Below are 10,390 nucleotides of genomic sequence, written 5' to 3' on the forward strand. Positions count from 1 at the left end.
TAGCCCGTTCCCTGCGCAGCCCCGCCCGAGCGCCCGTCGGGGTTGCGCCCTCGTCGCAGCGCCCTCCCGGGCGATTGACCGTCCCGGTCTGTTCTGGTTCCCTGTCCCGCGCATGTGTGACCGGACTCACACTGTCGACCTCTGGAGGAGCGGGTGGACGCTACACAGCGCAAGGAGTACTGGCGGAGGAACCTCCGCCTGATGAGCGTGCTGCTCGTCATCTGGGCACTGGTGTCGTTCGGTGCGGGGATCGTCTTCGCCGAGCCGTTGAACACCATCGAGATCCTCGGCTTCCCCCTCGGCTTCTGGTTCGCCCAGCAGGGGTCCATCGTCACCTTCGTCGTCCTCATCGCCGTCTACGTCTGGCGGATGGACAAGCTCGACGCCGAGTTCGGCATCGACGAGTACGAGGAAGAGGTCCACCACTCGTGACCGACATCCAGGTGTGGACGCTCGTCTTCGTCATCATCACGTTCGGCACCTACATCTACATCGCCTACGCCAGCCGGGTGTCCACCACGTCCGGCTTCTACATCGCCGGTGGCGGCATCCCGGCGCCGGCCAACGGTGCCGCGATCGCGGCGGACTGGATGAGCGCCGCGTCGTTCATCTCGATGGCCGGCATCGTCGCGTTCGCCGGGAACGGGTACGCCGGGTCGGTCTACCTCATGGGATGGACGGGCGGCTACGTGCTGCTGGCCCTCCTGCTGGCGCCCTACCTGCGCAAGTTCGGGAAGTACACGATCCCGGACTTCGTGGGTGACCGGTACTCCGAGAGCGCCCGCCTGGTCGCGGTCGTCGCGGCGATCGTCGTCTCGTTCGTCTACGTGGCGGGACAGATGGCCGGCGTCGGCCTGGTGTTCCAGCGGTTCCTCGGGGTCGGCACCGCGGCCGGTGTGGTCATCGGCATGGTGATCGTCTTCTTCTACGCCGTGCTCGGCGGGATGAAGGGGATCACCTGGACGCAGGTCGCCCAGTACAGCGTCCTGATCGTCGCCTACCTCATCCCCGTGGTGGCGATCTCCGCGCAGTTCACCGGCAACCCGTTCCCGCAGATCGGCTTCGGCCAGATCCTCGGCGAGCTCGACGGCCTGCAGCAGGACCTCGGTTTCGCCGCCTACACCGAGGCCTTCACCCAGACCAGCATGCCGAACATGCTGCTGATCACCGCGGCGCTGATGTTCGGTACCGCCGGTCTGCCGCACGTGATCGTCCGCTTCTACACCGCCAAGAGCGTGCGGGCCGCCCGGTACTCGGCGCTGTGGGCGCTGTTCTTCATCGCCCTGCTCTACACCTCGGCGCCGGCGGTGGGCGCGTTCAGCAAGCTCAACTTCATCGAGCAGATCGCGGGCACCCCGGTCGGCGAGACCCCGGGGTGGTTCGACACCTGGGCCGACGTCGGGCTGATCACGGTGGACGACGTCAACGGCAACGGCATCATCGACTACGGGCCCGACACCGGCGAGCTCGTGATCAACAACGACATCATCGTGCTGGCGACGCCGGAGATCGCCGGGCTGCCGGCGCCCGTGGTCGGCCTCGTCGCTGCCGGTGCTCTGGCCGCCGCCCTCTCCACCGCGTCCGGGCTGCTGCTGGTCATCTCGTCCTCGGTGGCCAACGACGTCTACTACAAGCGGATCAACCCGGGCGCCACGGAGGCCCGGCAGCTGCTCGTGGGACGGATCGCGATGGGCCTGGCGATCCTCGTCGCCGGCTACCTGGGCATCAACCCGCCCGGCTTCGTGGCCCAGGTGGTGGCGCTCGCCTTCGGCCTGGCCTGTGCCAGCTTCTTCCCGATCCTCGTGCTGGGGATCTTCTGGAAGAAGACGACGGCAGCCGGCGCGACGGCGGGCCTCGCGGCCGGCCTCCTCACCACGGTCGCCTACATGCTGTGGACGATCGACATCTACGGCAACAGCGAAGGCCTGTTCGGCATCCCCGAGACCGGCTTCGGCACGATCGGCATGCTGATCAACTTCGTGGTCACCATCGTGGTGTCGCAGTTCACCACGAAGCCGTCGCCGGTGATGCAGGAGCTGGTGGAGGAGATCCGCTACCCCGGCAAGAGCCGGCTGGTGACGGCGCACGCCGAGGGCCAGCTGGACGAGGTGATCCACGAAGGGGGGTCGGGGGAGCCGCCGCACGAGCCGCGCACCCGCTGATCGCAGGGGGCGGTCGATCGTCGGCCGCCCCTCGTCGTACCGGAGGCGCGCGCTCCCCTCCCCGGGGGGCGCGCGCCTTCCACGTCCCGGTCAGGCCGCGGTGGCCGGGGCGGGGGCGTCCTGGTGCAGGACGACGACCTGCGCCGGTGTGCGCCGCCGGTGCCGAGCGGCCCAGCGGGCGGTCAGCCCGGCGAGGACGAAGAGCCCGCCGAGCGTCGGCAGGCCGGGGTGGGCGACGGCGACGGCGATGGCCGCCACGTAGACGAACGTGAGCATGAGCGAGGGCACGGGCAGTTGGGACGGGTGCACGGCAGGACCTCCGGGAGGGGCTGGGCCCGCCGGGCCGGCGGCCGCGCCCGTCGAGGGCGGGCCGCCGGCACGGCGACGGCACAGGTGAAGGTGCAGGTGGGGCCTACTTGAGCATGTCCTTGGCCCGCTGCAGCATCGACTGACCCTCCATCTGCGGGGTCGGGAAGAGCCGTGGGTCGCCCGGGGGCAGGATCGGCGCATCGGCGGTCGCCTCGATCGGGGCGGCGGACATCTCGCCGCGACCGTCCACGGCCGGGCCCGAGGCCCACCGGCCGGCGGCGGCGTCCGGGCCGTCGGAGGCGTCGATGAAGGTGTAGCCGAAGTTGCCCGGCTCCTCCTCGAGCGGGAACGCCTCCGGCACCGGGATGCCCTCGAGCCCGTCCTCCTTGAGCTCCTCGATCGCGGCGAGCCACTGCATCTGGTGCATGTGGTCGCGGGCGATGAGGAAGCGCAGCATGTCCTTGACCCCGGGGTCGTCGGTCATGTTGAAGAGCCGGGCGACCTGCAGCCGGCCCTGCATCTCGGCGGTGGCGTTGTAGTGGAAGTCGGCCATGAGGTTGCCGCTGGCGGTCACGTAGCCGCCGCTCCAGGGCAGGCCCATGGAGTCGCGGTAGTAGGCGCCGCCGCCGTTGACGATCGCGTGCTGCGGGTTGACGTCGCCGTACCCGGCGGCCGCCTCCTTGGTGCGGTCGGCCGAGTCGGGCTTGAGCGGCTGGTGGTCCAGCAGCCGGTCGATCATCGTCACGATCATCTCGACGTGGGCCAGCTCCTCGGTGCCGATGGCCAGGAGCATGTCCTTGTACTTGCCGGGCAGCCGGCAGTTCCAGCCCTGCAGCAGGTACTGCGTGGCGACGGTCATCTCGCCCCACTGGCCGCCGAGGATCTCCTGCATCCGGCGGGCGAACGCGGCGTCGGGGCCGTCGGGCTTGGCCTCGTACTGCAGGGCGTGGGTGTGCGTGAACACGGGCTCTCCTTGCGTCGTCGCTCCACCGCGTTCGCGGTGACGACGAGGTTCTGCCCGCCCCGGGTGGCCCACCGGTGCCGTCCCGTGGCCCACCCGTGCCAACCTCACGGACCAGGGCGTGGACGGACCTGACACCTGCTCCGGAGGGGAGCCGGGCCGCCGGACGGGCAGCCGGGCCGCCGGACGGGCAGCCGGGCCAGGACGCGGCTGCAGGGACGGTGGGCCGGCCTGACCCCTCCGGGAGCCACGCCTGGGAGCGCGGGCGACCCGGACGACAGTGCTCAGCGGTCCGGGAGCTGCACGGTGAGGGTGAAGTCCTCCCCCTCCCGGAACCACAGCACCCGGCCCCCGAGCTCCCCTGCCTGCCGCTGCACCGACCACAGCCCGAGCCCGGTGAGGTCCACCGGCGGCCGGGTCTGCCGCAGGTGCTGGACGATGCGGTCGACGGGGACCCCGGGCTGGGTGAGGGACAGGTCGACCCAGCCGGCGCGGGCGGTCACGCGGAGCCGCACCGGGGCGCCGTCGCCGTGGCGGTGGGCGTTCTCCAGCAGGTTGACCAGGATGCGCTGCACCCGCGCGTCCCCGACGGCGATCTCCCCGGCGTCGTCGTCCACCTCGACCGTGAGCTGGGACCGGGGCAGCCCCGAGGCGGCGACGGAGGCGTGGAGGACGTCGCGGAGGCGGCGGGTGCCGGGTGCCCGCCGGACCGCGCCGCCGGTGGCGTCGGCCGTGCGGAGCATCGACGACAGGTGCGCGGTCTGGGCCCGCGCGAGCGCCAGCAGCTCACCGGCCTGGCCGGGGGCGCGGTCCAGCGTCCCCAGCACCGCCTCGAGCGAGGCCAGCGGGCTGCGCATGTCGTGGCAGAGCGCGCGGACGACGGCGTCCTCCGGGCTGGGCGCATCCGGCTCGGGGGCGGGCGCCCGGCGTGGGCGCGGAAGGTGCGCGCGCAGCACGCGGGCGAGATCGTTGAGCAGTCCGCGGCTACGCGTCGACGCCTGCGTGTCGGCAGCCAGGGTCACGGGCACCTCCTCGGGGGAGCCGGGCAGTGGCGCCCTGCGGCGCACCGACCGTCAGGAGTGATGTGGGGCAGACCGACGACGCGGCCGCTGCTGACCGCAGGCCGCCGGTGGACGTGGTCGTCGTGGACGACCACCCGTTGTTCACGCGTGGGCTGAGCCTGCTGCTGCCGGGGCTCAGCGAGGGCCGGGTCCGGGTGGTGGCGACGACGGACGACGCGTCGGCCGCCGCTGCGCTGGTGCAGCGGCACCACGCCGACGTGGCGATCGTCGACCTGCACATGCCGCCCCCCGGCGGCACCAGGGCGATCGCCGCCATCCGCCGGGCGGACCCGATGGTCCGGGTGGTCGCGCTCTCCGGCCTGGCGGAGGCGGACGCCGCCATCGAGGCGCTGCGCGCGGGCGCGGCGGGCTTCCTGCCGAAGACAGCGGACCCCGAGGCGCTGGTGCGGCCGCTGCTCGCCGTCCTCGACGGCTGGTCGGTCGTGCCGGAGGCGCTGCTGCGCCAGCTGCTGGAGGACGCCGCGCCGGCCGGGCAGCAGAGCATCGCCGACCAGCTGACCGCCGACGAGCGGCGGCTGTGGCGGCTGATCGCCGACGGCACCAGCACGGTGGACATCGCGACGACGCTGCACGTCTCGGAGCGGACGGCCAAGCGGCTGGTGGCCCACCTGCTGCGCCGGCTGGGCGTGGCGACGCGGGTGGAGGCGGCGGCGCTGGCCGGCCGCGTCGGGCTGGGCGCCGGGGAGCCGGTGCGGCACACCGGTGGCCTGGTGGGCTGACCTTCCCCGGGTCTCATCGCCCGGCCAGCTACCCGGGGGCGTGATCGACAACCGCCGGTCTCGGAAGGTTCGCCTTCCCTACACCGAGCAGCTCACCTGCCCAGCGCGCCGGCCCACGGCTCGGAGGCATCCAGCGTGAACGCGGCGACCTCGTCGGCAGCCATGTCGAGGGCGGCGTAGCCGCCGCTGCCCGCGCCCACGCAGGCGGTGACCGTCGCCAGGCCCGCCCGCCGCTGGAAGAACGACTGCCGCACCTGCCAGCCGACGACCGCCCGGCGTTCGAGCACCACCTGCTCGCGCACCAGCCAGCCGCTGCGGACGGAGAAGGTCCGCGGCCCGGTGGCGTGCCCGAGGGAGCGGTACCGGGCGACCCCGGCCGGAACGCCGAGCACGGTGAGCACGACGCCGGCGGCCAGCAGCCACCACCAGCCCTGCTCGGCCAGGAGGACACCGCCGCCCGCGGAGACCAGCAGCCCGAACACCACGGCCCGCAGCACCCGCCGGCGCCGGGCCGCGGGCGGGTGCGGGGTGAGCTCGCCGGGGTCGTCGGTCACCCGCCGGGCCAGCGCCCATGCCTCCGCGCGCGGGCCGAGGGGGAGCAGCTGGCCGCGGCCGGCGGCGTCGCCGAGGCCGGTGACCAGCGCGTTGACGCGGGCGATGCGGACCAGCCGCATGCCGAGCCCGTCGGTGACGGTGATCCCGCGGATGCGGTCGACCTCCAGCTCGGTGTGCCGACGGGTCAGCAGCCCGCGCGACGCGACCAGCGAGCCGCCGCGACGGGCCAGCCGGAACCGCCAGTTGACGACGGCGGCGCCGACGATCGACCCGAGCAGCAGCACCAGCAGGGCGATGCCGATGCCGGCGCCGATCAGCTGGACGTCGGAGAGGTCCGGTTCCTCGAACGCGGGGGTGAACTGCTCGGGCAGCTCCTCGGCCAGCCGGAACAGGGCGCCGACGGCGGCCAGCGGCACGGCGAGGTAGGTGCCGACCAGGGGGGCGTAGAGCAGCCAGCGGTGGTCGAGGCGGGCGTACTCCTCCTCGGCCGGCTCGGGTGCCGGTGCGCCGTCCGGGGGAGTCGCGGGTGCGGCGGCGGCGCGGTGGGTGAGGACGGCGACGCGCAACCGGTCGCCCTCGGCGCGGGGGACGCCGTCGACGAGCAGCTCCTCGTCGCCGTCGGAGACCGCCCCGGCGGCGGCGTCGATCCGGACGCGGACCAGGCCGAAGAGGCGGTGCAGCGGCGGCGCCTCCACCTCCACGCCGCGGATGCGGTCGTTGGGGACGGTGCGCACCGAGCGCGCCAGCAGCCCGCGGGTGATGACGACCGCGGACGGCCCGTCGGCGTAGCTGAACCGCCACCAGTTGAGGGTGGCGGTGAGGAGCGAGAGGACGGTGACGCCGAGGACGAGGGCGACGACCGTGCGCGTCCCGCCGCCGAACCCGGTGGCCGCGACGATCGGGATGACCGCGGGCACGAACTGCCGGGCCTGCCGGAACGTGGCGGTGTGGACGGCGATGACGCGCGGGGAGAGCCGCCGTCCGGGCGCGGTGGGCGGGGCCGGTGGCGGGCCGAGCGGCGGCGGCCAGGGCGGCAGCGGGCGGGCCGGTCGGCGCGGAGGTGGGGGCGCGGGCTGCACGGCGCTCAGGTCGCCTGGTCGCGGACCAGCTCGGCCCGGCGGGCGAGGTCGTCGGCGACGCGCTGGGCGACGTCGTGCTCCAGGTGCCAGATGCGCACGGTGCCCTGACTGGAGGCGGTGAGCACCGCGACGGTGGCCAGGCCGAACATCTGCTGCAGCACGCCGCGGGTGACGTCGACGGTCTGGATGCGGGAGATCGGCACCAGCGTCCAGGTCTGGGTGAGCCAGCCGGTGCGGGTGTAGGCGGCCTCGTTGGTGATCTCCCACCGGTACACGCGGTGCCTGAACCACGGCCGGATGCTCAGGGCGACGACCGCGTAGACGGCGCCGGCCAGGGGGAGGAGCGTGCGGAGCAGGGGAATCGGGTCCCCGGCGTCGGCGGGGACGAAGAGCAGGAAGGCGCCGATGCCCAGCCACACGAAGGCGGCGCTGATCAGGCTCTCCACCACCCACAGCCCGATCGCCGAGCGCGGCAGCTCCCAGGCGGGCTCGCGCACGGGCGACAGGGCGGCGGCCCGCGGTGCGGCCCGGTGGCTGGGGGACATCGGGCCCATCCTCCCAGTGCGGTGGTCGTCGGTCGCACCGGAACCGCGGGGGGTCGTACGGCGGACCGATCCGAGCCCTACGGGCAGGTCGCCGAGGCGAACCTCACCGGCAACGCGGTGACCGCGCTGACTCCCTACCGCTTCGCCGGCGGGATGTACGACCGGGCCGCGCCGGCGTACGTGAAGTTCGGGATGCGCTGGTACGACGCTGGGATCGGCCGCTTCACCCAGCAGGACAGCCTGGAAACCCTCGCCGATCCGAGTCGTGCCAACCGCAATGAATACGCCGCCGGCAACCCCATCAATTCCGTCGACCCGACTGGCAAGGATTGGGAAGGCGTTCTCGAGTTCGCGGAAGATGTACTGCAGATTGGACTCGGCTGCGTCGGTGGGGCGGCCCTAGTCTGGGAGACAGGCGTCGGGTACATGGCGACTGCCGCCGCCGGTACGGCTGGATCGATCGCCGCAACTCTTGGTGGTTGCGCCGTAGGCGGACTTGTCGGCAACGGTGAGATCATCACGCCATGAAGCCGCTGGCTGCCCAGTTGATCGCGTTCTGAGTCCTCGTAATCGCGCTTTGCACGCTCGCGTTGATTCGCGGACTCGACTCAGAAGGTGAACAACGGATCGTGTGGATTGGTCTGGGGGGCTCGGCTTGGTTAGTGCCCTGATATTCCTCGTGGGATGGGTGCGCCAGTCCAGACGTCAGTGAGTCAACTCCTTGACATACGTGACACTCCCTTCTAGGCCTTGATCAGCAAGTTGAGCGGCTCGGTCAGAGCGTCGTCATACGAGTCGCCAGCGGAGCCGACGGGAACAACCGCGCTGGCCTCGGCCAGGCGCTGGGTGTGCCGCACTGCGACGTAGTGGACGGCCTGGCCCGAGTGATGAATGAGCCCGCCGAGATCCCGGTCGCGCTGTCGGCGGGTCCGGATGCGCATCTCCAGGGCGGTCGAGCGCCGGGTCGCTGCGCAGGGATTGCGATAGCTGCGGAGCTCGGATGGGCTGGACCGCCAGTCCGGAGATGTAGACGGATGTGGATGTCGACGAAACCCGTGAAAATCGAAGTCGGCGTGCCGCTGTCAGCCTTGCGTTAGGTGCGGAGCCTCGGGCCACTTCGGCGATCGTAAGGATTCAGGCGTTGGCTTACTGTGGCGCGGCGCGGCGCGGCGCCGGGGCTTGGTCGCGACGGCACAAGCGTTCTGGTCGCGCTGGCTGAAGAAGCCGCGGAACCTGACTGTCCGGGTAGCCAAGGCGGTCGCGACACCTGCAACGTGCCACGATGGAGAGCGTGATGCCGCAGCAGGTCCCGACCGTGCCCGCCTCCGAGCTGCCCGCGGACGCCGTGGTCCTCGACGTCCGGGAGGACGACGAGTGGGTGCACGGCCACATCGAGGGCGCCACGCACATCCCGATGGGCGACGTCCCGGCCCGGCTCGACGAGCTGCCCGAGGCCGACCCGCTCTACGTCACCTGCCGGGGCGGTGGCCGCTCGGCGCGGGTCGCCGCGTGGTTGAACGCCAACGGCTTCGACGCGGTGAACGTCGGCGGCGGTATGGGCGAGTGGCAGGCCGCGGGCAAGCCCATGGTGAGCGAGACCGGCGAGGAGCCCTTCGTCCGCTGACGTTCAGCGCCAGGCGGCCGCGGTCTCTTCGTCGTAGTAGCGGGTGAACCCGCACAGCCAGGCGATCGGCTCCAGCGGCTCGCCCTCCCAGCGGTCGGCACCGCTGACCAGCAAGCGCGACCCGACCCCGTAGACCGGGCCCGGTGTGCTGCTGCCCGCGGCCGGGTCGTACGGCGCCGGGAGGTCCACGGTCACCGTGTCGCCGGATCCGCCCGAGAACCACTCCTGCACGGCGAAGGTCACCCCGACCAGGTCCTCCGGCGGGCCGGCCGAGCCGGGCTGCGTCGTGACGGCGGGCCCGATGCCCACCACCACGCCGGCGAAGGCGAAGTCCTGCTTGCCGATCGCGGCCGGGCTGTACTCGACGGCGCAGGAGCTCGTGGGGGTGCTGGCGAGCGGTCCGGTGCGCCCGGCGGTCGGGTCCTCGGGGAGCTGGGAGAGCTCGCTGCCGGCCGCCGTCCCGGACTCGTCCCCGCCGTCCGCCGGCGGCATGGCGCTGCCCGGATCGCCGTCGGCCGCCTCCGGACCGTTCTCGCGCGGCTCCTCGGCACTCAGCACCGCCGCCGAGCCGGCGGCGTCGCCCTGCCCGCTCGGCAGGTCGACGACCGTCACCACGCCGCCGGCGACCACGGCCACGCCCGCGGCGACCGCCAGCGAGACGCCGGCGGTCCGGCGGCGGCGCGCCCGGCGCCCGGCCTTCAGCAGCTGCCCCACGGGTGCGGGGCCCACCGGCACGCGGTCGGCCAGCTCCCCCAGCAATGTCGAGGTCTCCCGGTCGGTCACGATGCCCTCCCTCCCCGCAGCTCGGCGACGTCCAGGTCGGTCTGCAGTTGCGCCAGCGCGCGGGAGAGCCGGCTCTTCACCGTCCCGGGTGCGATGCGCAGCGCGTCGGCGATCTGCTGCTCGCCCAGGTGGGCGTAGTAGCGCAGGACGACGACCTCGCGGTGCGCCGGGCTCAGCCGCGCCAGCGCCCGGCGGACCGCGTCGGCGTCGTCCACCTGCCCGGTCCGGTCCTCGGTGGCGACGTCGGGCACCTCGGCGGTCGGCCGCTCGCCCCACCAGCGCCGGCGGCGGCTGTCGTGGTGGCAGTTGACCAGCACCCGGTAGACGTAGGCGTCCCGGTTGTCAGCGGTGCCGACCTTGTCCCAGGAGACGTAGCAGCGCACCAGCGCCGTCTGCACCAGGTCCTCGGCCTCGGGGCGGGCGCAGCCGAGCAGGACGGCGGAGCGGACGAGCACCGGCCAGCGCTCGTCCACGTAGCGCGTGAACGCCTCGTCCCGCTCCACTCGCCCTCCGGAAGTCGTCCTCTGGAGAGCATGACGGGTCCGGTGGCGGGCGCGGTTCCACCGCGCCC

The 10,390-nt window shown here is 73.0% G+C and carries 13 protein-coding genes; 5 read left to right on the forward strand and 8 right to left on the reverse strand.

Annotation, left to right across the window (positions count from 1 at the left end):
• Positions 1–153 precede the first annotated feature (153 nt).
• Both ACI79S_RS19340 and ACI79S_RS19345 read left to right on the forward strand, forming a co-directional pair.
• Complete coding sequence (locus tag ACI79S_RS19340; protein WP_456595070.1) at positions 154–432, forward strand: DUF4212 domain-containing protein; 279 nt, start codon at positions 154–156, stop codon at positions 430–432.
• A complete protein-coding gene (locus tag ACI79S_RS19345) occupies positions 429–2,162 on the forward strand; it encodes a sodium:solute symporter family protein (RefSeq protein WP_456595071.1) in 1,734 nt (577 codons plus the stop codon). Before ACI79S_RS19340 ends, ACI79S_RS19345 begins: the two co-directional genes overlap by 4 nt.
• A gap of 90 nt (positions 2,163–2,252) precedes the next feature.
• On the opposite strand, the gene ACI79S_RS19350 is transcribed toward ACI79S_RS19345, so the two are convergent.
• From ACI79S_RS19350 to ACI79S_RS19360, 3 genes are all read right to left on the reverse strand, one after another.
• Positions 2,253–2,471, reverse strand: a complete 219-nt coding sequence (locus tag ACI79S_RS19350) for a hypothetical protein (protein WP_456595072.1) — start codon at positions 2,469–2,471, stop codon at positions 2,253–2,255.
• Between the two features lie 103 nt (positions 2,472–2,574).
• The gene (locus tag ACI79S_RS19355; protein WP_456590250.1) at positions 2,575–3,435 is read right to left on the reverse strand and encodes a manganese catalase family protein; all 861 of its coding nucleotides are present in this window, start codon (positions 3,433–3,435) and stop codon (positions 2,575–2,577) included.
• A gap of 281 nt (positions 3,436–3,716) precedes the next feature.
• Positions 3,717–4,454: a sensor histidine kinase gene (locus tag ACI79S_RS19360; RefSeq protein ID WP_456595073.1), complete on the reverse strand. Its 738-nt coding sequence runs from the start codon at positions 4,452–4,454 to the stop codon at positions 3,717–3,719.
• Between the two features lie 62 nt (positions 4,455–4,516).
• Between ACI79S_RS19360 and ACI79S_RS19365 the strand changes: the two genes are divergently transcribed.
• On the forward strand, positions 4,517–5,233 hold the full coding sequence (locus tag ACI79S_RS19365) for a response regulator (protein ID WP_456595074.1): 717 nt from the start codon (positions 4,517–4,519) through the stop codon (positions 5,231–5,233).
• A 92-nt stretch (positions 5,234–5,325) separates the two neighbouring features.
• Here ACI79S_RS19365 and ACI79S_RS19370 read toward each other — a convergent pair whose 3' ends face one another.
• Both ACI79S_RS19370 and ACI79S_RS19375 read right to left on the reverse strand, forming a co-directional pair.
• On the reverse strand, positions 5,326–6,867 hold the full coding sequence (locus ACI79S_RS19370) for a PH domain-containing protein (RefSeq protein ID WP_456595075.1): 1,542 nt from the start codon (positions 6,865–6,867) through the stop codon (positions 5,326–5,328).
• A 5-nt stretch (positions 6,868–6,872) separates the two neighbouring features.
• Positions 6,873–7,412: a PH domain-containing protein gene (locus tag ACI79S_RS19375; protein WP_456595076.1), complete on the reverse strand. Its 540-nt coding sequence runs from the start codon at positions 7,410–7,412 to the stop codon at positions 6,873–6,875.
• 21 nt (positions 7,413–7,433) lie between these two features.
• On the opposite strand from ACI79S_RS19375, the gene ACI79S_RS19380 reads away from it, so the two are divergent.
• Positions 7,434–7,940 (forward strand): RHS repeat-associated core domain-containing protein, encoded by a 507-nt coding sequence (locus ACI79S_RS19380; protein ID WP_456595077.1) that lies wholly within the window; start codon positions 7,434–7,436, stop codon positions 7,938–7,940.
• 215 nt (positions 7,941–8,155) lie between these two features.
• Here ACI79S_RS19380 and ACI79S_RS19385 read toward each other — a convergent pair whose 3' ends face one another.
• Positions 8,156–8,353 (reverse strand): hypothetical protein, encoded by a 198-nt coding sequence (locus tag ACI79S_RS19385; RefSeq protein ID WP_456595078.1) that lies wholly within the window; start codon positions 8,351–8,353, stop codon positions 8,156–8,158.
• Between the two features lie 353 nt (positions 8,354–8,706).
• Here ACI79S_RS19385 and ACI79S_RS19390 point away from each other — a divergent pair, with 353 nt between their 5' ends.
• A complete protein-coding gene (locus tag ACI79S_RS19390) occupies positions 8,707–9,036 on the forward strand; it encodes a rhodanese-like domain-containing protein (RefSeq protein WP_456595079.1) in 330 nt (109 codons plus the stop codon).
• Positions 9,037–9,039: 3 nt separating this feature from the next.
• Here ACI79S_RS19390 and ACI79S_RS19395 read toward each other — a convergent pair whose 3' ends face one another.
• Positions 9,040–9,819 (reverse strand): hypothetical protein, encoded by a 780-nt coding sequence (locus ACI79S_RS19395; protein ID WP_456595080.1) that lies wholly within the window; start codon positions 9,817–9,819, stop codon positions 9,040–9,042.
• Positions 9,816–10,322: a SigE family RNA polymerase sigma factor gene (locus ACI79S_RS19400; protein ID WP_456595081.1), complete on the reverse strand. Its 507-nt coding sequence runs from the start codon at positions 10,320–10,322 to the stop codon at positions 9,816–9,818. Before ACI79S_RS19400 ends, ACI79S_RS19395 begins: the two co-directional genes overlap by 4 nt.
• Positions 10,323–10,390 lie beyond the last annotated feature (68 nt).

It is taken from the genome of Blastococcus sp. SYSU DS1024 (assembly GCF_054050795.1).

What these genes read in the sequence shown, in the direction of transcription:
- ACI79S_RS19390 (WP_456595079.1), top strand. Translation starts at nt 8,707, where the DNA reads ATGCCGCAGCAGGTCCCGACCGTGCCCGCCTCCGAGCTGCCCGCGGAC.
- ACI79S_RS19375 (WP_456595076.1), bottom strand. Translation starts at nt 7,412, where the DNA reads ATGTCCCCCAGCCACCGGGCCGCACCGCGGGCCGCCGCCCTGTCGCCC.
- ACI79S_RS19385 (WP_456595078.1), bottom strand. Translation starts at nt 8,353, where the DNA reads ATGCGCATCCGGACCCGCCGACAGCGCGACCGGGATCTCGGCGGGCTC.